Origin of the sequence: Xanthomonas campestris pv. asclepiadis (genome assembly GCF_020784175.1) — a bacterium.
In the GTDB taxonomy this organism is placed as follows: domain Bacteria; phylum Pseudomonadota; class Gammaproteobacteria; order Xanthomonadales; family Xanthomonadaceae; genus Xanthomonas; species Xanthomonas campestris_D.
Genome location: NZ_JAJGQM010000003.1, coordinates 13,870 through 36,179, shown reverse-complemented (window position 1 = coordinate 36,179; position 22,310 = coordinate 13,870). Strand labels below are relative to the sequence as shown.

The window sequence follows — 22,310 nt, the reverse complement described above, 5'->3', positions numbered from 1 at the left end:
CCGATTCCCGATTCCCGATTCCCGATTCCCGATTCCCGCAATGCCCCCGCCCGCTTCGATATCGCCAGCCATGAACAGCCAGTACCGCAAGCCCTTGCCGGGCACCTCGTTGGAGTATTTCGATGCACGCGCCGCCGTGGATGCGCTGCAGCCCGGCGCCTATGCAACGCTGCCGTACACCGCACGTGTGCATGCGGAGAATCTGGTGCGGCGCGCCGAACCGCAGATGCTGGAGGCCTACCTGCGCCAGCTGATCGAGCGCAGGCGCGACCTGGATTTTCCATGGTTTCCGGCGCGTGTGGTCTGTCACGACATCCTGGGGCAGACCGCGCTGGTCGACCTGGCCGGGCTGCGCGATGCGATCGCCGATCAGGGTGGCGACCCGGCGCAGGTCAACCCGGTGGTGCCGGTGCAGTTGATCGTCGATCACTCGCTGGCGGTGGAATACGCCGGTTTCGACAAGCAGGCCTTCGCCAAGAATCGCAGCGTGGAAGATCGGCGCAACGCCGACCGCTTCCACTTCATCGAATGGACCAAGCGCGCATTCGAAAACATGGAAGTGATTCCGCCGGGCAACGGGATCATGCATCAGATCAATCTGGAGAAAATGTCGCCGGTGATCTACACGCTCGATGGCGTGGCGTTCCCGGATACCTGCGTAGGCACCGACAGCCACACCCCGCATGTGGATGCGCTGGGTGTGATCGCAGTGGGCGTGGGCGGGCTGGAAGCGGAAAACGTGATGCTGGGGCGCGCGTCGTGGATGCGCCTGCCCGACATCATCGGTGTGGAACTGCTGGGCCGGCCGGCGCCCGGCATCACCGCCACCGACATCGTGCTGGCCCTGACCGAGTTCCTGCGCCAGCAACGTGTGGTCGGTGCCTATCTGGAGTTCTACGGGGCCGGCGCCAGCGCACTGACCATCGGCGATCGCGCGACCATTTCCAATATGACGCCGGAGTTCGGTGCCACTGCGGCGATGTTCTATATCGACCAGCAGACGCTCGACTACCTGCGTCTGACCGGGCGCGAAGAGACGCAGATTGCGTTGGTGGACACCTACGCGCGCCAGACCGGCTTGTGGGCGGACGACCTGGTGACCGCGCAGTACGAGCGCGTGCTGCGGTTCGACCTGTCGAGCGTGGTGCGCAACATGGCTGGGCCGTCCAATCCGCACAAGCGCGTGGCCACCAGCGCGCTGGCCGAGCGCGGTATTGCCGGCGCCTGGGAGGAGGTGCCGGGCCAGATGCCCGATGGTGCGGTGATCATTGCCGCGATCACCTCGTGTACCAACACCTCCAACCCGCGCAATGTCATTGCCGCCGGCTTGCTGGCACGCAACGCGAATGCAAGGGGGTTGACGCGCAAACCCTGGGTGAAAAGTTCGCTGGCGCCGGGCTCCAAGGCGGTGCAGTTGTATCTGGAAGAGGCCGGCCTGTTGGGCGAGCTGGAACAACTGGGCTTCGGCATCGTCGCGTTTGCCTGCACCACCTGTAATGGCATGAGTGGTGCGCTGGATCCGGTGATCCAGCAGGAAATCATCGACCGCGATCTCTATGCGACAGCGGTCTTGTCGGGCAACCGCAATTTCGACGGGCGCATCCATCCATATGCGAAGCAGGCGTTTCTGGCATCGCCGCCATTGGTGATCGCCTATGCCATCGCCGGGACGGTGCGCTTCGATATCGAAAAGGACGTGCTCGGCGTCGATGCCGATGGCGTGGCGGTGACGCTCAAGGATCTGTGGCCAAGCGATGCGGAGATCGATGCGGTGGTGGCGCGCAGCGTCAAGCCGGAACACTTTCGCAGCGTCTATGACCCGATGTTCAAGCGCAGCGTGGGGCAGGGCATCCGCGTCAGTCCGTTGTACGACTGGCGGCCCACCAGCACCTACATCCGTCGCCCGCCGTATTGGGAAGGCGCACTCGCCGGTGCACGCAGCTTGCATGGCCTGCGCCCATTGGCGGTGCTGGGCGACAACATCACCACCGATCATCTGTCGCCGTCGAATGCAATCCTGGCCGGCAGCGCGGCCGGCGAATATCTGGCGCAGATGGGCGTGCCGGAGGAAGACTTCAATTCCTACGCCACCCATCGCGGCGACCACCTCACCGCGCAGCGCGCCACCTTCGCCAATCCCAAGCTGGTCAACGAAATGGCGGTGGTCGATGGACAGGTCACCGCTGGTTCGCTGGCGCGGCTGGAACCGGAAGGGCAGGTGCTGCGCATGTGGGAGGCGATCGAAACCTACATGACGCGCAAACAGCCGCTGATCATCATTGCCGGTGCCGATTACGGCCAGGGCTCCTCGCGCGATTGGGCCGCCAAGGGCGTGCGTCTGGCGGGGGTGGAGGTGATCGTGGCCGAGGGCTTCGAACGCATTCACCGCACTAACCTGATCGGCATGGGTGTGTTGCCGCTGGAGTTCAAGCCGGGCAGCGATCGCAAGACGCTGGGCATCGACGGCAGCGAAACCTTCGATGTGGTCGGCGAGCGCACGCCGGGTGCCACGCTGACGCTGTCGATCCATCGCCGTAATGGCGAGCAGTTGCAGGTGCCGGTCACCTGCCGCCTGGACACAGCCGAGAAAGTGTCCATCTACGAGGCGGGCGGCGTGCTGCAACGGTTTGCGCAGGATTTTCTTGAGGCCTCGGCAGCCTGATGGCTTCGACGCCCGAGGACGCCAGGTCGCCCGCTTGCACCCACCCGTGCAGGCGCGCACACTTTGGCAATCTTTGCCATCAGGAGGTCGCATGGCCACGATGAATATCTCTTTGCCCGACGAGCTCAAGCAGTTCGTCGATCAGCAAGTCCAGGAGCATGCCTACGGTTCCAGCAGCGAGTACCTGCGCGAACTGATCCGCAAGCAACGCGATGTGGAACAGCTGCGTGGGTTGCTGCTGGATGGGGCCAACTCCGGGCCGGCCGTGGCAACGGAGCCTGATTTCTTCGACAAGATGCGTGAGCGCGCGCAGGCACGCGCTGCCAGCAAGTGAAGCCGGCGCGCTGGCGCCCGTTGGCGCTGCGCGACGTTGACGAAGCCGCTGCGTGGTATGGCGAACAAGCCGGGCTAGCGCTGGAACTGGCGTTTGCCGACGCGCTGGAGTCGGCGGTCAAGATGCTGATGCAACACCCGGGTGTCGGTTCCAGCCGACATGCGGTGCTGTTGAAGCTGCAGGACCTGCGGGTATGGCCACTCAAGGGATTTCCCTATTTGATTTTCTACATCGAACGCGACACGGACATCGTCATCTGGCGTGTGCTGCAGATGCAGCGCGACATTCCTGCGTGGATGAGCGGCGACGCCTGAGCGGTTCGACGCGAGTTTTGCCTCAACTCTCCGGCAGCGCCGCAGTCGGTGCGTCTTCGCTGTGATCACGATCAACTGAGATAGACCAAGCCCATGACCCATCTCCCCCAACTCCGCATCCCGGCCACCTACATGCGTGGCGGCACCAGCAAGGGCGTGTTCTTTCGCCTGCAGGATCTGCCCGCTGCCGCGCAGCAGCCCGGACCTGCGCGCGATGCGTTGTTGCTGCGGGTGATCGGCAGCCCCGATCCGTATGGCAAGCAGATCGATGGCATGGGCGGGGCGACCTCCAGCACCAGCAAGAGCGTGATCGTGTCGGCCAGCACGCGTGCCGGGCACGATGTGGACTATCTGTTCGGGCAGGTGTCCATCGACAGCGCGTTCGTGGACTGGAGCGGCAACTGCGGCAACCTGTCGGCGGCGGTGGGGCCGTTTGCGATCGCCAATGGCCTGGTTGATGCCGCGCGTGTGCCGCGCGATGGCGTGGCGACGGTGCGGATCTGGCAGGCCAATATCGGCAAGACCATCGTGGCGCATGTGCCGATGACCGGTGGCCAGGTCCAGGAAACCGGCGACTTCGAACTGGATGGGGTGACCTTTCCTGCCGCCGAAGTGCAGCTGGAATTTCTCGACCCGGCCGACGATGCCGAAGGCGAGGGCGGTGCGATGTTCCCCACCGGCCAGCTGATCGATCATCTGGAGATTCCCGGCCTGGGCACGATCGCCGCGACGCTGATCAATGCCGGCATCCCGACCATCTTCGTCAACGCGCGCGACCTGGGCTATACCGGCACCGAGCTGCAGGAGGCGATCAATGGCGACCCGCGTGCATTGACGATGTTCGAGACCCTGCGTGCGCACGGCGCGGTACGGATGGGCTTGATTGCGAAGGTGGAAGACGCAGCGACGCGGCAGCACACGCCGAAAGTGGCGTTCGTGGCGCCGCCGGCCGATTACACCGCGTCCAGCGGCAAACCGGTGCACGCTGCCGAACTCGATCTGCTGGTGCGCGCGCTGTCGATGGGCAAGTTGCATCACGCCATGATGGGCACCGCGGCCGTTGCCATCGGGACAGCGGCGGCCGTGCCCGGCACCTTGGTCAATCTGGCCGCAGGCGGAGTGACGCGCACGGCGGTGCGCTTCGGACATCCCTCCGGAACCCTGCGCGTCGGCGCCGAGGCGCAGCTGGTGGACGGCCAGTGGCAGGTGACCAAGGCGCTGATGAGCCGTAGCGCGCGGGTGCTGATGGAAGGCTGGGTGCGGGTGCCGGTCGACTCCGCCGACGCCGGCTGACCGCGCACTGAGACGGGCTAAGCCCCGACGCACAATTTGCATGCACGTGTTGCATTAATTCGAACACCTTTTCGAATTCGGAAAACTTTTTCGCACGCGCTCTGCCAAATTTGTGTAAATCGTGTTAATTCTGTTGCAACGCGGCATGCAGATCAGGCCGCTCCGCCAACCGAATTCGGAGTCTTCCCATGTCCGCCAGCCGGTCGCTCAAGATCAGCGCGCTCGCCGTTGCCGTTGCTTCCATTCTCCCGCTCCATGCCGCTGCCCAGCAGGCGCCCGGCGACGACGGTGTCGTGCGCCTGGACGCAGTCAAGGTCACGGTCGAGCGCCGCTCGGAAGATTCCAAGGACGTGCCGGTCTCGGCATCGGTGCTGCGTCCGGAATTCCTGGATGCCATCTCCACCAGCGGCTCGGATATCCGCGTGCTCGCGGGCAAGGCGCCCAGCCTCAACATCGAATCGTCCAACGGCCGCGTGTTCCCGCGCGTGTACATCCGCGGCTACGGCAACACCGACTTCAACACCTACGCCTCGCAGCCGGTGTCGCTGATCTATGACGACGTGGTGCAGGAAAACGCGTTCCTGAAGGGCTTCCCGATCTTCGATCTGGAAGGCCTGGAAGTGCTGCGCGGCCCGCAGGGCACGCTGTTCGGCCGCAATACGCCGGCCGGCGTGGTCAAGTTCAACTCGGTCAAGCCGACCATTGGCGCCAACGACGGCTACGCCAGCCTGTCCTACGGCACCTACGGCACCATGACGCTGGAAAGCGGCCTGAGCATCGCCATGGGCGAGCATTGGGCGGCGCGTCTGTCCACGCTGGGCCAGCGCCGCGACGACTGGGTGGAAAACCGCGACGGCCGCGACCTGGAAGGCTATACCGATTCGGCCGTGCGCCTGCAGCTGCTGTACCAGGCCAGCGACGATTTCAGTGCGCTGTTCAACGCGCATGCGCGTCACCTGGACGGCACCGCGCGGCTGTTCCGCGCCAACGTCATCCAGCCCGGCACCAACCAGCTGGTGGACGGCTTCGACGAAGAGAAGTCCTTCATCGACGGCGCCAACAACCAGGAACTGCAGACCTACGGCGGTAGCGCCAACCTGACCTGGGATCTGGGCGACATCGCGCTGCACTCGATCACCGCCTACGAAGGCATCGGCAAGTACTACAGCCGCGGCGACATCGACGGCGGCTTCGGCGCGGTGTTCGCACCGCCGTCCGGCCCGGGCGTGATTCCGTTCCCGGTGGAAACCGCCGGCGGCATCAAGAGCCTGGACCAGTACAGCCAGGAACTGCGCGCCGAATCGCAGTACGAGGGCCCGCTCAACTGGCAGGCCGGCCTGTACTACTTCCACGACGATGTGGAAGGCGAAAACTACACCTACAACACCTTCAGCGGTGGCGATCTGGCCAGCTACCAGCTGACCCGCCAGCGCAATACTTCGTGGGCGGCATTCGGCTCGTTGAACTATGCGGCCACCGATCGCCTGAACCTGCGCGCCGGCATCCGCTACACCTACGACAAGAAGACCTTCGACGTACTGGCGCTGGATCGCGTCACGCTGGTCGAGCCGTCCAGCGGCGAGACCGACAACTCCAAGGTCACCGGCGATCTGGCGGCCACCTTCGCTATCAACGACGACGTCAACGTATACGCCCGTGCGGCACGCGGCTTCCGTGGCGCCAGCTTCGGCGTGCCCTCGGGCACCGCGCCGCTGACCGTGGCCGAGCCGGAGACGGTGGATTCGTTCGAGATCGGCATCAAGTCGGATCTGTTCGACAACCGCGCGCGCCTGAGCTTCGACATCTACGATTTCCGCGTCAAGAACCAGCAGCTCACCGCGGTGGGAGGCGTCTCCAACGACGTGCGCCTGCTCAACGCCGACAAGACCAAGGCGCGCGGCGCCGAGTTCGACTTCGAAGCGCTGCTCACCCAGAACCTGCGCGTCACCGCCGGCGGCGCCTACAACTGGACCCGCATCGACGACCCGGCGCTGTCGGTGGGCGTGTGCCGCACCTGCACCGTGACCGACCCGCTCAACGCGGCCGGCAACGCCATCATCGACGGCAACGATCTGCCGCAGGCTGCCAAGTGGATGGCCAACGCCACCCTGCGTTACGGCATCCCGATGGGCAACGACGGCGAGCTGTTCTTCTACACCGACTGGTCCTACCGCAGCGAAGTGAACTTCTTCCTGTATGACTCCAAGGAGTTCACCGGCCAGCCGCTGGTCGAAGGCGGCGCCAAGATCGGCTACAACTGGGGCGCTGGCGCGTACGAGGTGTCGGTGTTCTGCCGCAACTGCACCAACCAGATCCGCGTGACCGGTGCGATCGACTTCAACAACCTCACCGGCTTCATCAACGACCCGCGCATCGTCGGTGCGCAGTTCCGCGCCAACTTCTGATCGGCGTGGTGGTGTAGCCTGATTGAGCCGCCGGCCGACACGCCGGCGGTTTTTTTTATGGTCGCAGGAGCAGGGACATGCAGCAGAGATGGCGAAACGCGTGGTGGATGCTGGGGCTGTGGTGCGCATCGGCAGTGGCATCGGCGCAGACGCCGCCCGCGACTGCAGCGCAAGCGGTGCCAACACCCACGTCCTCCGAGTTGCTGGTGGTCTCCACCGATATCGGCGACGACATCGACGATGCGTTTGCGCTCGGGCTGCTGTTGCGTAGCCCGCAGCTGCATGTGCTGGGCATCGCATCGGCCTGGGGCGACACCAGCTTGCGTGCGCAGTTGCTGAAGCGTCTGTTGCAGCAGGCCGGGCGCAGCGAGATTCCGTTGGCGGTGGGCGCACGCACCACCAGCGCGATCCCCTTCAGCCAGGCGCGCTGGGCCGCCAGGGGAGAGTTGCCAGGCAAGCTGCCGGATGCGGCGGCGATGATCCTGCAACAGGCGCGCCTGCATCCTGGCCAGGTGACGTTGCTGGTGTTGGGGCCGATGACCGACGCCGCGTTGGCGCAGCAGCGCGACCCGGACGGCTTTGCCAGGCTCAAGCGCATCGTGGCGATGGGCGGCTCGGTCCGCGTTGGCTATGGCAAGTCGGCGTATCGGCCGGCCAGTGCGCCGGTGCCGGAGTACAACATCCTCTCCGATGTGCCGGCGGCGCAGCGAGTGTTCGCGGCCGGCGTGCCGATCGTGTTGCTGCCCCTGGACGCCACCCAGGTTCCGCTGGAAGAGCCCGAGCGCGTCGCGCTGTTTGCACACGGCGACGGGCTCACCGATGCGCTCACCCAGCTGTATTACCAGTGGCGCAATACCGACCAGCCCTGGGCCAGCGCCACGCCGACCTTGTTCGACGCGGTGCCGGTGGCCTGGCTGCTGCGCCCCGACCTGTGCCCGACCACGTCGCTGCATCTGGACGTCGATGCGCAGGGATACACCCGCGAAGGCGCAGGTACGCCGAACGTGCAGGCCTGCCTGCGCGCGGACAAGCCGGCGTTGATCGAGATGTACATGCGCACGGTGTTGCAGTTGCGCTAGGAGCGCAGAACGAAACGGCTTTACAGCGATAGTGCTTCAACTTCGCTGCAGGGCCCTTGCCCGCCCACCGTCGCGGGACACGCCGCAAGTACGTCCTTGTAGGCTCCGGCGCGGCATCCATGCCGCTCAGGGTCCCGTGACGGTGAGCGGGCAAGGACCAGTCGAGATGATCGGTGTGCATGGCAAGAGCAGTGCTGGATGCGTCTTGTTCGATCATGAAGCGTCGGCTCCACGTCCGATGCGCGCCGCACGACAGACAGCTTTCAGATGAGTACCGACCAACTCTCTGGTGCGGTGTCCTCGCCGGTTGCGGGACAGTGTGGCGGCATGGATGCCGCCACCGAGCCTCCAGGGACGGATTCACGGCGTGTCCCGCGAGCGGTGAGGGCGCCGCGCCCTCGACCCACCGATGCTTTTAACTTAAGCATCGGATCGCGCCTAAACGCTGCCACGGTTCTAAATCTCAATGGCTTTAGGTGTTTTGTCTCAATAGACAGGGACAGTGCGGCTGGTCGGCCCGCAGGTGCCATCGCAGCGCTGGCCCGGTGGCGCGTCATCGCCGCCCATCGGCAAGTCCCCGCGTCGCCTCATGCCGCCATCGGTGACGTGAACGGCATCGCTATACTTACGTCCTCAGTCATCGGGTAGTGCGAATGGACAGCAGGGAATCAGGGATGAGGTGGTCGGGCACGCGGCGGATGTTGCTGTGGGTGGTATTGCTGTGCGTGGCGATCGGCGCGGTGGCGTGCAAGCGCAACGAAAGCGGCCAGTTGCCTGCCGCCAGTGGCGAGGCGATCAAGGCCGACAAGCAGGCGATCACCGGCTTTGCGCTGGCGCGCGCCTATCCCGACCAGACCAGCGACGGGCTGTCGCTGGCGCTGGAATTCTCGCGGCCGCTGGTCGGCACCCAGGACTTCGATGCGCTGGTGCGCTTCGAGGAAAAGGTCGGCACCGGCGACAGCAGCTGGACGCTGTCCGACGATGGCAAGACATTGCGCTACCCGTACGTGGAAGCGGCCAAGGACTACACGGTCTTGATCGATGCCAACCTGCTGGCCGCCGACGGCAGCCGCCTGGGCAAGCCGCTCAAGCAGAAGGTCTACACTGGCGCGCTCAAGCCGGTGGCCGGGTTCGCCTCGCAAGGCAGCGTGCTGCCGGCACGCGAGAGCCGCGGCCTGCCGGTGGTGTCGGTCAACGTGCCGGAAGTGGACGTGGAGTTCCTGCGCGTGCGCGAGAAATCGCTGCCGGCGTTTTTTCAGCAGTTCCAGCGCGGCGGTCGTCGCGGCAGCTGGGAGCTGGAGAGCGAATACAACGACAAACAACCGCTGTCCAGGCTGGCCGAGCCGGTGTACGTCAATCGTTTCATCCTGGGCGGCAAGCAGAATGAGCGCGTGCTGACCTACCTGCCCACGCAGGACATCAAGGAGCTGCAGGAGCCGGGCCTGTACTTTGCGGTGATGAAGCGCGCCGGCAGCTTCGAGAACGAACAGGAGACGGCGTTCTTCACCGTCAGCGACATCGGCCTGCACACGCGCGCCTACAAGGACAAGCTGTTCGTGCACACCGCCTCGCTGCAGAGCGGCGAGCCGATCAAGAACGTGGAAGTGCGCATCCTCGATGCCAAGGGCGAGCTGTTCCTCAAGGGCGCCACCGATGGTAACGGCAATGCGTTGCTCAACTACACGCTCGATGCCGGCCATGTGCTGACGGCGCGCAGCAAGACCGATATCTCGGTGCTTCCGTTCAATCAGCCGGCGCTGGATCTGAGCGAATTTGCGGTGGCCGGGCGCCAGAGTGCCTGGTTCGATGTGTTCGCCTGGGCCGGCCGCGACCTGTATCGCCCCGGCGAGACCATGCGCGTGTCGGCGATTCTGCGCGACAACGACGGCAAGCCCACCAAACCCCAACCGGTGTTCCTGCGACTCAAGCAGCCGGACGGCAAGACCTTCCGCGAGACCAAGCTGCAGCCCGGCGAGCAGGGCTATTTCGAGTTCACCCAGCAGATTCCCGCCGATGCGCCGACCGGTCGCTGGCAGGTGGAATTCCGCACCGATCCGGCCAGCAAGGACGCCGTGCAGGGCATGACCGTGCGCGTGGAAGAGTTCCTGCCTGAGCGCATGAAGCTGGATCTGGATGCCGCGCAAAAGACCTTGAGTGCCGGCCAGCCCTTCAAGCTGGTCGCCAATGCCGCGTATCTGTATGGCGCGCCGGCCGACGGCAACCGCTTCACCGCAAAGCTTGCGGTCAGCGTCGAACAGCATCCGCTCGAGTCCTTGCCGGGCTGGTTCTTCGGCGACCCCACGCTGGAGCTGCCACGCGAAGCCAAGGACGTGATTGATACCACGTTCGGCAGCGATGGCGTGTTGCGCGAAGACATCGCGCTGCCGGCCGAAGCCAGGCCGGTCAGCACGATCGCGGCGGTGGTCTCGGGCAGCGTGTACGAGACCGGCGGGCGCACCGTCACCCGCACCGTCAAGCGCGTGCTGTGGCCGGCCAAGGCGCTGGTCGGCGTGCGCCCCTTGTTCGACGACAAGGACGGCACCGATGCCAATGGCACCGCACGCTTCGAACTCACCCGCGTGGACGCCGATGGCAAACCGCAACCGGCCAAGGGCCTGAAGGCCACGCTGGTGCGCGAGCTGCGCGATTACCACTGGAACTACACCGACGACCATTGGGATTACGACTTCACCCGCCGCTTCGAGAACAAGGACACGCGCACGCTCGACATCGCCGGCGGCAACGCCAAGCTCGAGTTTCCGGTGGAGTGGGGCGAGTACCGCCTGGACGTGTTCGACCCGGCCACCGGGCTGACCACGCGCTACCCGTTCCGCGCCGGCTGGAGCTGGAACGACGAAAATCGCGGCCTGGACGCGCGCCCGGACAAGGTCAAGCTGGCGCTGGACAAGACCGGCTACCGCGCCGGCGACACGCTCACCGTCACGCTGACCCCGCCGCATGCCGGCAAGGGCGTGTTGCTGGTGGAAAGCGACAAGCTGCTGTACGTGCAGGACATCGACGTCAAGCCGGGTAGCACGTTCGACATTCCGGTCACCGAGGCCTGGGAACGCCACGATGTGTACGTCACCGCGTTGGTGTTCCGCGGCGGCAGTGCGCCGAGCAAGATCACCCCGGCGCGCGCGGTGGGCGTGGCGTATGTGCCGATGGACCGCAAGGCGCGGCGTGTGGCGGTGGGCCTGGCTGCACCGAAGCAGATGCGCCCGGAGCAGGCGTTGCCGGTGACGGTGAGCGTGCCGGAGCTGGCCGGCAAGGCGGCGCACGTGACCATCTCGGCGGTGGACGTGGGCATCCTCAACATCACCCGTTTCCCGGTGCCCGATGCCAATGCGCAGTTCTTCGCGCAGCGTCGCCTCGGCACCGATGCCTACGATATCTACGGACGGGTGATCGAAAGTTTCGAAGGCGCCAGCGGCAAGCTCAAGTTCGGTGGCGACATGGCGCTGGAAGCCTTGCCGCAAGCCAAGCGCCCGACCGCGCGCGTGCAGACCGTGGACCTGTTCTCCGGCTCGGTGAAACTCGATGCCCGTGGCAATGCGCGCGTGCAACTGCCGGTGCCGGATTTCAATGGCACCTTGCGGGTCTCGGCACTGGTGTATTCGGAGACGCGGTTCGGCAATCAGTCCATGGAAACCGTGGTGCGCGCGCCAATCCTGGCCGAGGCCAGCATGCCGCGCGTGATGGCGCCGGGCGACCGCAGCACGGTGACGCTGGACGTGCAGAACTTCACCGGCAAGCCGGGCGAGTTCAACGTGCGCGTGGACGGGATCGGCCCACTGGCCATTGCCGAGGCCGCGCGCAGCGTCAAGCTCGGTGTGGATGCCAAGCAGACGCTGAGCTTTCCGCTGAGCGCCACCGAAGGCTATAGCGTGGCCAAGGTGCGCGTGCGTGTGGACGGCAACGGCTTCAAGGCCGACCGCAGCTACGACCTGCCGGTACGTGCCGGCTGGCCGCAGGTGTTGCGTGCGCAGACGCGCGTGCTCGATCCGCTGGCGCCGATCACCCTGGACAGCGGCTTTGCCGATGGCCTGATGGCCGGCTCGGTAACCGCGCGCATGGTGGTCAGCCCGCTGCCGCCGATTCCGTTCGCCAGCGCCCTGCAGGGTGCGTTGGACTATCCGTATGGCTGCGCCGAGCAGACCACCAGCAAGGGCTACGCCGCGCTCTTGCTCGACGATGCCACCGCCAGGGCGCTGGGCACCAAGGGGCTGGAGGCGGCCAAGCGCCGCGAGCGCATGGAAGGCGCGTTCGGTCGCCTGGCCTCGATGCAGATCGCCAGCGGGCATTTTTCGATGTGGGGCGACGACGGCTACGTCAATCCGGGCCTGACCCCGTACATCGCCGAGTTCCTGCTCGATGCCAAGGACGCCGGCTTTGCGGTGCCCGACAACGTGCTGCAGAAGGCGCTCAATCGGCTCAGCGAGGACCTGCTGTCCGGTGGCAACGAGTTCTACGGGCAGGACCGCCGCGATAGCCTGAAGTTCGCCAACCAGGCCTGGTCCGGCTATGTGCTGGCACGCGTCAACCGCGCCCCGCTGGGTACGCTGCGCGCGTTGTACGACAACCAGCGCGACAAGGCGCTGACCGGTCTGTCGCTGGTGCATCTGGGCGCGGCATTGTCGCTGCAGGGCGACACCAAGCGTGGGCAGGCGGCGATCAAGGCCGGTTTTGCCAAGGACAGCAGCGAGCGCCCGTCGTACTTCGCCGATTACGGCAGCGCGATCCGCGACGATGCCTTGATGATGGCGCTGCTGCACGAGCGTGGCCTGTCCAGGCCCGAGTACGACACCCGCGCTGTCGCGCTGGGCCGTGCGCTGGATGCACGTCGCGCCACCGGCTGGCTGCGGCTGAGCACGCAGGAGCAGGTGGCATTGGCGCGCTTGGGCAAGGCCTTGATGGTCGGGCAGGGCAAGCAGGTCTCCGGCACCTTGAGCGTTGGCGGCGAGGCGCAGGAGATCGCGCCGGCGCGCCTGTTCGGGCGCAGTTTCGACAGCGCCGCCCTGGCGCGCGGCGTGCAGTTCGCGCCGCAGGGCGAGGCACCGATGTACGCCAGCCTGGAAGTGGCCGGCATCCCGCGCAGCGCGCCGGAGCCGGACACGCGCACCCTCAGCGTGGAGCGCAGCTGGTACACCACCGACGGCAAACCGTGGACGCCGCGTGCATTGAAGGAAGGCGAGGCGTTGATCGTGCGCGTGGCCATCACCGCCAACAGCGACATGCCCGACGCACTGCTGACCGACCTGTTGCCGGCCGGGCTGGAGATCGAGAACTTCAATCTCGGCGATGCCAAACAGTGGGCCGACGTGGTGGTGGACGGCATCGGCATCAGCGAGCGTTCCAGCGCTGCCGACGTCAAGCACGAAGAGTTCCGCGACGACCGTTATGTGGCCGCGCTGGCGCTCTCTTCGGGCAGCAAGGCGCAGCTGTATTACCTGGTGCGCGCAGTCACCCCGGGCACGTATACGGTGCCGCCATCGCTGGTGGAAGACATGTACCGCCCCGAACTGCGCGGCGTGGGGCGCAGCACGCCAGCGACAATGACGGTGGTGCAGCCGTAGGGCGACAAGGTAGGAGCGCGCTCGCGCGCGATGGGGCGTACCGGTAACGCCCCATCGCGCGCGAGCGCGCTCCTACGTTCGGGGTTTCCTCACCGAAGCGAACGTTTCACTCCGATGCAAGCGTTTGCGTGGCTGGGCCAGCATGCATCGATGATCAACTCTATTTTCGCAGGACATCGCGCGCTTCGTCGTGGCCGGCGCTCGCTGGCAGTTGCTGCTATCTCCTCACCGTTACAACCTGCCAGCGGCGACGTGTGTTCGACGATTTCAGCTGGCCGCGTCAGCGTGCCGCGCGTTCATCGCCGCGCTGCCAGAAGATGCCACGTTGCTTGCCTGGGTGCTGATGCCGGACCATGTCCACTGGCTGGTGCAGTTAGGCGATGTCACTCCGCTGGCGCGGATGGTGTCATGCATGAAGTCGGCAAGCACGCGTGCAGTCAACCAGCAACGCTGGGTGCCCGCCGCGGTCTCGGCGCGGGCCTACCACGACCGCGGCCTGCGCAAGGACGACGATCCGCGCATCGTGGCTCGCTACCTGATCGCCAATCCGCTACGTGCCGGACTGGTCGAGCGGGTCGGCGATTATCCATTCTTGGATGCAATCTGGCTGCCTTAGGAGCGCGCTTGCGCGCGATGGGGCATCACCGGGAACGCCTCATCGCGCGCACGCGCGCTCCTACGCCAGCGCTGCTTCGCCTACGGCGACATCACTGCGCACTGTCTTCTCGATGCGATGCCAGCGACACGCAAGGGTCATTTTTACGGGCTACGGTAGCGTGCTTTCTCACTGGCGCGGCGTCTTTGCTGCGCGACCTCGGGATTCCATGCAGCGCTCCGATTCGTACCGTTTGCACCTGTCCGTTCTCGCCGTGGCCATTGCGGCCTGTTCGCCAGCCTCGCAGGCATGCGCCAACGAGCGTGCGGCCATTCCAATCGACGCTTCAGCTCAAACGTCTGCTGCGGCCATGACCACGACCGCGGGCGCATCAGCGAGCGCAGCTACAGCTACAGCTAATACTGACGAGGCAACCACGCCCGAGGCTGACGGTGCGGCTGCAAAGCAACGCTCTGCGTTGTCAGCAGAGGCATCTGCAGATTCCACAGACCCTGCATCGCCTGCATCGCCTGCATCGGCACAAGGCGAAGCATCTACTAGCGACGCACCGGCTACCAGCAAAGCCGGTGTGCAAACCCTCGACGCCATGCAGGTCACCGGTGTGCGTCGTGCCAATGCCGCCGCGGTGGAAAGCAAGCGCGCGGCGACCAACATCACCGACGTGATCAGCGCCACCGATGTGCGCGCCTTGCCCGACAGCACCATTGTCGAAGCGCTGCGCCGCGTGCCCGGCCTGTCGGTATTGCCGGCCACCGATAACGAGCATCCGCGCGACGAAGCGGCCACACCGGTGTTGCGCGGCCTGGGCCCGTCCTACAACAACGTCACCATCGACGGGCTGACCATCGCCTCGCCCGGCACGCCGAATGGCACGCTCGGCTCGATTACCCGCGGCGTGCGTCTGGATCTGCTGCCGGCGTCGATGGTCAGCGAGTTGCAGGTGGTCAAGACGTTCACGCCCGACCTGGATCCCAATGCGACCGGCGGTGCGATCAACCTCAAGACACGCAGCGCCTTCGAAAACGGCGGCAAGCCATTCTTCAGCGCCGAAGCCGCACTCGGCCACGCCAACGATGTCGGCAAGCCGCGCGATCAGGACGACCCGGGCTATCGCGTGAACGCCACCGGCAGCCGCACCTTCGGCAGCGAGCAGCAGTACGGTTTTACGCTGTCGGCCAACTACCAGACGCTGAGCAGCTACACCGAAACCCACATGACCACCGACACGGTGCATTACGGGTTCTACGACAACAACGGCGTGCTGCAGACCGGCGCCAACCTCGGCAATGGCTGGGCGGTGCCGCAGCAGGACAAGTACTGGTACGTGCAGAACCAGCGCGACCGCTATGGCGTCACCGGCAAGTTCGAGGTGCATCCCAGTGCCGCGCTCGAGGCCTATGCCATGGCGGGCTACTACTATTTCAAGGACAACATGGAGCGCAACGAGGTCCTGATCGACCCGCGCAACCGTGGCCAGGTGTCCAACCAGACCGCCACCTCCGGCAGCTATCCCGGTGGCGATATCGAGGTGGGGTATTCCAACCAGATCGTCACCACGCGCACCAAGGTTGCGCAGTTGGGCACGATCTGGCGGCCCACCGACCGGCAGCAGTTCTCCGCACGCGGGGCGTGGTCGGATGCGACCTACGACGAGCCGATCCGCATGATCAAGTACGCCACCGGTATCACCCGCGCCGCGCCGGTACCGGTGGGCCAGACCGGCAGCGGTGTGACCATCAACGCCACGCCCACTTACGCATTCAACTACGACACCTCCGGCTTCGATCAGCGCTTCGGGGTGTCGCCGCAGGCCTACAACGATCTGAGCAACTATAGCCTGTCGTACTGGCGCCCGGACTACAAACGCACTGCGGCCGATCGCATCCTCACCGGCCGGCTCGATTACGGCTTCAACCAGGGCGAGAGTGATCAGGGCATCGGCTTTGCCGCAGGCGTGTCGTACACCACCGACAAACCGTCCTACGACATCTATCGCGTCGAGTATCAGCCCAATACCAGTGCGCCGGCGTTCGGCCTGGCCGATGTCGCGGGCACCGGCAGGGCGCCGATGCGCTATGCCGGCCTGAACCTGATCACCATCGATCCTGACAAGGCCAATCGCGCGCTCGCTGCAACGCCGCTGAGCGCGTTCAACAGTACCGACCAGCAGGCCTTCAGCAATCAGGACAACTTCACCCATACCGAAAAGACCTTCGGCAGCTATGGCCTGGTCAGCTATCGCAGCGAGCGTTTCAACGTGCAGGGTGGCCTGCATTTCGACAGCACCAGGCTCGATACGGTCGGTCGCCAGCGGCAGCTGGATGCCGCGACCAATCGCTATGTGTATGTCGATAACCCGACTACTGCGGATTACCACTATCTGCTGCCCTCGTCCATCATGACCTACCACCTGACCGATGCACTGGACCTGCGTGCCGGCGCAAGCCGCACGCTCGGTCGCCCGCCGTACGATGCGTATGCGGCACGCACATCGATCGGCTTCGTCAACACCGCCGATGCCGGCAACCCGAATGCGCAAGGTGTCACCGTCACCATCGGCAACCCCGACATCAAGCCGCGCGTGTCCAATAACCTGGATCTGTCGCTGGAATGGCGCCTGCCCGGCGATTTCGATGCGTTCGCGTCCGCGGCCGTGTTCGACAAGCGCATCCAGGACGAGATCTTTACGCTTTCGCGCACCGACAGCTTCACGTTCGACGGCACCACCTATGCCAACGCGCTGATCAGCACGCCGGCCAATGCCGCCAAGGCGCGTATCCGCGGGGTGGAGTTCAACGGCATCGTCAACACCCTGGCGCCGATCGCGCCGTGGTTGAGCGGGGTCGGTTTCAGTGCGAACTTCGCCGTGCTCGATGGCACTCTGTATGTGCCCTACAGCGTCGGCAGCGGTAGCAACGTGAGCCAGCGCGAGCGCAAGCTCGGCAACCTGGTCGGCCAGCCCGATTACACCGCCAATGCCACGCTGTTCTACAACACCGGCGGGCTGGAGCTGCGTGCGGCCTACAATCGCCAGGGCAAGGCCTTGCGCGCCATCGTCAGTAATATCGACTGGCAGGATCTGTACTGGTCGCCGCGTTCGCAGCTGGATTTCACCGCCACCTATGCGATCAGCAAGCAGCTCAGCCTGATCGGCCAGGTCAGCAACCTCACCCACAGCCGCATCACCAGCGTCACCGGTCCCGGGCAGAACCTGCTCAAGGACAGTTATTCGGTACCCACGACCTATTGGTTCGGCCTGCGCTTTACGCCGACGCTCTGAGCGCGGCGAATGACGCGTCGCCAGCGGTCGTCAGGCGCGTGCGGGCGGCTCGGAAAAAAGTGGAGTGTGCAGGTGGGTGGATGACGCACCGAGCACGGAGCACCGCGCATCGGCCGCGCTCGCTCGACGCACGCGCAGTCGTTCTGTTTATTCTTTTCAAGCGGAGTCGTTCGATGACCTTACGTTCTGTCGCCACCTTTGCGGCCATGCTGTGCGTGGCGTTTGCCACCACTGCGAGCGCAGCGCCCACCGGCGTCGCCGCAATCCAGGCCCGGCTGACCAATCCAGGCGGCGGCATCGTGGTGGTGGCCCATCGCGGTTGCCATGCACCGGCACCGGAGCATGGTTTCAAGGACAGCGCACCGGAGAATTCGCTGGCCGCGCTGGAGCGCTGCATCGCCATCGGTGCCGACGTGATGGAGACCGACGTGCGCCGCGCCGCCGATGGCACCCTGGTGATGCTGCACGACGCCACTGTGGACCGCACCACCGACGGCACCGGCAAGCTGTCCGAGCTGACCCTGGCCGACCTGCAAAAATTGCGCCTGCGCAGCGACGAAGGTGGCGCGCAGGCGCCGCTGACCGACCAACGCGTGGTCACGCTGGAGCAGATGCTGGCCGCCTCCAAGGGCCACATCCTGCTCAACCTGGACGTCAAGGATGCGATCTACGTGCAGGTGGTCGATGCGGTTGCACGTCTCGGCATGCAGCACCAGGTGATCGTCAAGGCCGAAGCCGGCATCGCCACGCCGCCACTGGCCGCGATGCTGCCGTTCGACACCGTGTATTTCTTCCCGATCCTGATCAACGCACATGGCACTGCCGATCTGGCCGCGATCGCCACTGCGCAGACACGCAACGCGCATCCGGTCGCGTTCGAGCTGCCCAAGATGACAGCAGCGCAATTGCCGGCGTTGGTTGCGGTGAGCAAGACGCACAAGGTGCGGCTGATGGTCAACTCGCTGTGGGAAGGCTTCATCGCCGGTTACGGTGGCGACGCCGATGCCGAGCGCGACCCGGACAAGGTCTGGGGCCGCCTGTACCGCGATGGCGTGTCGATCATCCAGACCGACGCGCCGGAAGCCTTGCTGCGGTATCGCGCCGCGCTGGAGCAGCAGTAGGCGGCGCATTGCATTGCGGCAGGCAGCTGACGCGCGATGCGAACCGAATCTGGTCGCGCCACATCAACCCCGGACGCTGCGCTGATGTCGCTGCCAGCGGTATAGTCACCCGCTGTTTGCACGCACGGACGTCTGCATGCCGCTCGATACACCCCCGCGCCGCGTCGGTCGGCATGTGGTCTGGTTGGTAGTGCTGCTGGTCGCGCTGCAGGTGCGCGATGTGGCCAAGGCCCTTGGTGTTCCAATCCCGAAAATTCCGGTGCCCTACGGCGGCGGGATTCTCGACAATCTGCTCAGCGTGGTGGTCGTGCTGGTCGCAGCGGCATTGCTGCGTCCTGGCATGCCAGGCGAGCTCGCGGCGCGTCTGGGGCTGCGCTGGAACGGCATACGCGGCCCGGCGCTGACGTTGCTGGCCACACTGCCGTGCTGGCTTGGGCTGTGGACCCAGTCCAGCTCGGTCGGTACCGACGATCTGCTCGGCCTGCTGTGGCTGGCACTGCTGTTTCCGCTGGCCGAAGAAATCGTCTTTCGCGGTTTCGGTTTCGTCTTTGCCTGCCGTGCGCTGGCCTGGCGCCCGGCGATCGCCGCGCTGGTGCAGGCGCTTGTATTCGGCGGCGTGCATTGGCTCGGCGCAGACGGCGCAGGCGGCGAGGCATTGTTGATCTTCGCCATTACCGGTGTCGGTGCGCTGCTGTTTGCCATTGTGGACGCCCAGGATGGCTACACGATCTGGAGCGGCTGGGTGTTGCATGTCTCGCTCAACGCGGCCTGGACGGTCTTTGCCGTCTCCGATTCGGCCGCCAGCGGCTGGCTCGGCATGGCGTTGCGCCTGTCTGCGGTGTTCCTGGCAATGGGGTTGCTGCGGCTGTTCGTAAGGCCGCGTCGCTCGCCGCGTGCGGAGATCGTGGGTTAGGGCGCTTGTCGTCGCGCAGGGCAGTAGCGCGCAGTTACATTGATCACTCAACGCCGCAACGTGCCGCGCGCAACAGTGGCCGAAATGCATTTCACCCTGCATCCTTGGCAGGATGGATGAGCAGCAGCACGTGCAGGCAAGGACCGACCGGACGCAGGAACGCGCCGCTGGCGATGATGGTGTGGCCCGGCATGGCCGCCGCTGGTTGACAGGTCTACGTTGGAGCGCTGCAGCACTGTTGTCTGCCGTGTTGCTCCTGGACCTGGCCTTTCCACTGCCACTGCCCAAATCCCGCGACACCTCCACGCTGGTGGTGGCACGCGATGGCACGCCGTTGCGCGCGTTCGCCGATCGCAATGGCGTGTGGCGTTATCCGGCCAGCCCGCAGGGCGTGTCGCCGCTGTACCTGCAGGCGCTGTTGAATTACGAAGACCGCTGGTTCTGGCGCCATCCAGGGGTCAATCCGTGGGGGCTGCTGCGTGCCGGCGGGCAGTGGATCGGGCAGGGGCGCATCGTCTCCGGCGGTTCGACGCTGACCATGCAGGTGGCGCGCATCCTGGACCCGCATACGCGCACACCGTGGGGCAAGGCCAAGCAGCTGCTGCGTGCGCTGCAGCTGGAAGCGCACCTGAGCAAGCGCGAGATTCTGACGCTGTATCTGGAGCGCGCGCCCTACGGTGGCACCATCGAAGGCGTGGAAGCGGCCAGCTGGGCGTATCTGGGCAAACCGGCCAAGGCTCTGTCGCAGGCCGAAGCCGCACTGCTGGCGGTATTGCCGCAATCGCCCAGCCGCCTGCGCCCGGATCGCCATCCCGAGGCCGCGCAACGCGCGCGCGACAAGGTGCTCGATCGCATGGTGGAGCTGGGAGTGTGGTCGCGCGCGCAGGTGGATGACGCGCGGATCGAGCCGGTGGTGACGCGCTCGCTCACTCCGCCGTTGCATGCGGCGCTGCTCGCGCAGCGGCTGCACGGCGCGCAACCGCGCGCGGCACGCATCGTGACCACGCTAGATGTGGAATTGCAGCGCACCTTGGAAGAGCGCGTGGCCACCTATTTCTCGCAGCTGCCCGAGCGCACCTCGGCCGCCTTGCTGGTGGTGGACAACGCCAGCATGGAAGCGCGCGCGTATGTGGGTTCGGCCAGCTTCGGTGATCGCAAGCGACTGGGGCATGTGGACATGGTGCAGGCCTGGCGCTCGCCCGGGTCCACCCTCAAGCCGTTTCTGTATGGCATGGCCCTGGACGATGGGTTGATCCACTCCGAAAGCCTGTTGGTGGATGCGCCGCAGAGCTTTGGCAGCTACCGGCCCGGCAATTTCGATGCGGCCTTCAATGGGCCGGTGAGCGCGGCGACGGCGTTGCGGTTGTCGTTGAACGTGCCGGCGGTGGACCTGCTCGACCGGATCGGCCCGGCGCGGTTTGCCGCCCGGCTGTCCAATGCCGGCATCGGCCTGCGTTTCGCACATGGCAGCACGCCGTCGCTTGCATTGATATTGGGCGGCACCGGTGCGCAGCTGCAGGAGTTGGTCGGTGCCTTTGCGGCGCTCAATCGCGGCGGCATCGCCGGGCGCGTGCGCTACACGCCGGCCGATCCGCGCATCGAGCGCCGGCTGATGTCGCCGGGCGCGGCCTGGATCGTGCGCGAGATCCTGCAAAGCAACCCGCGTCCCGGGGGTATGGCGGCGGGACCTTCGACACCGCCACGCGCCCGGGCGTGGCCTGGAAGACCGGCACCAGCTACGGCTATCGCGATGCCTGGGCGATCGGCGGCACGCGCCGCTATACGGTCGGGGTGTGGGTGGGGCGGCCGGACGGCACGCCGCTGCCCGGCCAGTACGGCGCCGTCACAGCGTTGCCGTTGATGTTCGAAGTCATCGACGCCTTGCCCCGCAGCGCCGGCGATAGCGCGCCGGTGCCGATGCCGCCCACTGTGCAGGCGCTGGCCATCTGCTGGCCGCTCGGCGGCGCGGCCGATCAGACACCACCGGCGCAATGCGCACGCCGCGCCGACGCCTACGTGCTCGATGGCGCCGTACCGCCCACCTTTGCCGAACGCGATGCGCGGTTATGGCACAGCGGGCAGCTGCATTTCGACGTGGATGCGCGCAGCGGGCAGCGGTTGTCGCAGGAGTGCAGCCAGCCGCATCAGCGCGTGCCGCAGGCCGTAGCACGCTGGCCGGCGTTGGTGTCGCCCTGGCTCAGCGCGGCCGAGCGCAATGCCGCGCAACTGCCGCCACTGGCCGCGGACTGTCTGCCGGATGGACGCATGACAGGTGGCGGCGTGCTGCGGATCGACGGGCTGAGCGATCGCGCCACGCTGGCGCGTGCCAACGCCGCATCGCGCCCGGTGCGCCTGCACCTGCGTGCCCTGGGCAGCGACGCGCGCATCGACTGGCTGCTGGACGGCCGCTGGATCGCACAGACCAACGGACGCCAGGGATTTCAGCGCGAATTCGCCGAGGTCGGCACGCATACGCTCACCGCAATGGCCAGCGACGGTGCCTGGACACAGCTGCGCTTTCGCGTATTGCGCTGACGGTGCACGTGCTGCGCCCGGCCAGCGTGCACACACCCGTAGGAGCGCACCCGGGCGCGACAGGGCATTCCCGGTAACGCCCCGTCGCGCCCGGGTGCGCTCCTACGCGGCGCTTGGGCGGCACGAAAACAGACAGGGCGCTCTAGGCGCCCTGTCTGTTGCTTCATCGAGTCGACGTCAAC

Annotated in this window: 10 protein-coding genes and 2 pseudogenes; all 12 read left to right on the top strand. The window is 65.9% G+C overall.

Annotation, left to right across the window (positions count from 1 at the left end; all coding sequences use genetic code 11):
* The first annotated feature begins 70 nt into the window (after positions 1-70).
* The 12 genes and pseudogenes from acnD (at position 71) to pbpC (ending at position 22,128) form a co-directional block, all read left to right on the top strand.
* Complete coding sequence (gene acnD, locus LL972_RS02055; RefSeq protein ID WP_228326209.1) at positions 71-2,662, top strand: Fe/S-dependent 2-methylisocitrate dehydratase AcnD; 2,592 nt, start codon at positions 71-73, stop codon at positions 2,660-2,662.
* A gap of 91 nt (positions 2,663-2,753) precedes the next feature.
* Positions 2,754-2,996, top strand: a complete 243-nt coding sequence (locus LL972_RS02050) for a type II toxin-antitoxin system ParD family antitoxin (RefSeq protein ID WP_029220676.1) — start codon at positions 2,754-2,756, stop codon at positions 2,994-2,996.
* A 20-nt stretch (positions 2,997-3,016) separates the two neighbouring features.
* Entirely contained in the window at positions 3,017-3,310 is a 294-nt protein-coding gene (locus tag LL972_RS02045; protein ID WP_202397434.1) for a type II toxin-antitoxin system RelE/ParE family toxin, read from the top strand.
* A 93-nt stretch (positions 3,311-3,403) separates the two neighbouring features.
* Positions 3,404-4,603 carry a 2-methylaconitate cis-trans isomerase PrpF gene (gene prpF, locus LL972_RS02040; RefSeq protein ID WP_228326208.1) on the top strand — a complete coding sequence of 400 codons (1,200 nt, stop codon included), beginning with the start codon at positions 3,404-3,406 and terminating at the stop codon, positions 4,601-4,603.
* 188 nt (positions 4,604-4,791) lie between these two features.
* Positions 4,792-7,008: a TonB-dependent receptor gene (locus LL972_RS02035; RefSeq protein WP_228326207.1), complete on the top strand. Its 2,217-nt coding sequence runs from the start codon at positions 4,792-4,794 to the stop codon at positions 7,006-7,008.
* Between the two features lie 107 nt (positions 7,009-7,115).
* Positions 7,116-8,087 carry a nucleoside hydrolase gene (locus LL972_RS02030; RefSeq protein ID WP_228326311.1) on the top strand — a complete coding sequence of 324 codons (972 nt, stop codon included), beginning with the start codon at positions 7,116-7,118 and terminating at the stop codon, positions 8,085-8,087.
* Between the two features lie 674 nt (positions 8,088-8,761).
* On the top strand, positions 8,762-13,663 hold the full coding sequence (locus LL972_RS02025) for an alpha-2-macroglobulin family protein (protein WP_228326206.1): 4,902 nt from the start codon (positions 8,762-8,764) through the stop codon (positions 13,661-13,663).
* Positions 13,664-13,813: 150 nt separating this feature from the next.
* Positions 13,814-14,279, top strand: a pseudogene (locus tag LL972_RS21670) (REP-associated tyrosine transposase).
* Between the two features lie 586 nt (positions 14,280-14,865).
* Positions 14,866-17,559 (top strand): TonB-dependent receptor, encoded by a 2,694-nt coding sequence (locus LL972_RS02015; RefSeq protein ID WP_429002106.1) that lies wholly within the window; start codon positions 14,866-14,868, stop codon positions 17,557-17,559.
* Positions 17,560-17,732: 173 nt separating this feature from the next.
* A complete protein-coding gene (locus tag LL972_RS02010) occupies positions 17,733-18,680 on the top strand; it encodes a glycerophosphodiester phosphodiesterase family protein (RefSeq protein WP_228326203.1) in 948 nt (315 codons plus the stop codon).
* Positions 18,681-18,816: 136 nt separating this feature from the next.
* Positions 18,817-19,593 (top strand): CPBP family glutamic-type intramembrane protease, encoded by a 777-nt coding sequence (locus LL972_RS02005; RefSeq protein WP_228326202.1) that lies wholly within the window; start codon positions 18,817-18,819, stop codon positions 19,591-19,593.
* A 181-nt stretch (positions 19,594-19,774) separates the two neighbouring features.
* Positions 19,775-22,128 (top strand): annotated as a pseudogene (pbpC, locus tag LL972_RS02000) (penicillin-binding protein 1C).
* The last annotated feature ends 182 nt before the right edge of the window (positions 22,129-22,310 follow it).

Bases quoted from the DNA above. Each gene is read 5' to 3' on its own strand.
- acnD (WP_228326209.1), top strand. From the start codon at position 71: ATGAACAGCCAGTACCGCAAGCCCTTGCCGGGCACCTCGTTGGAGTAT.
- LL972_RS02030 (WP_228326311.1), top strand. From the start codon at position 7,116: ATGCTGGGGCTGTGGTGCGCATCGGCAGTGGCATCGGCGCAGACGCCG.
- LL972_RS02010 (WP_228326203.1), top strand. From the start codon at position 17,733: ATGACCTTACGTTCTGTCGCCACCTTTGCGGCCATGCTGTGCGTGGCG.
- LL972_RS02035 (WP_228326207.1), top strand. From the start codon at position 4,792: ATGTCCGCCAGCCGGTCGCTCAAGATCAGCGCGCTCGCCGTTGCCGTT.
- LL972_RS02015 (WP_429002106.1), top strand. From the start codon at position 14,866: ATGCAGGTCACCGGTGTGCGTCGTGCCAATGCCGCCGCGGTGGAAAGC.
- LL972_RS02025 (WP_228326206.1), top strand. From the start codon at position 8,762: ATGAGGTGGTCGGGCACGCGGCGGATGTTGCTGTGGGTGGTATTGCTG.
- prpF (WP_228326208.1), top strand. From the start codon at position 3,404: ATGACCCATCTCCCCCAACTCCGCATCCCGGCCACCTACATGCGTGGC.
- LL972_RS02050 (WP_029220676.1), top strand. From the start codon at position 2,754: ATGGCCACGATGAATATCTCTTTGCCCGACGAGCTCAAGCAGTTCGTC.
- LL972_RS02005 (WP_228326202.1), top strand. From the start codon at position 18,817: ATGCCGCTCGATACACCCCCGCGCCGCGTCGGTCGGCATGTGGTCTGG.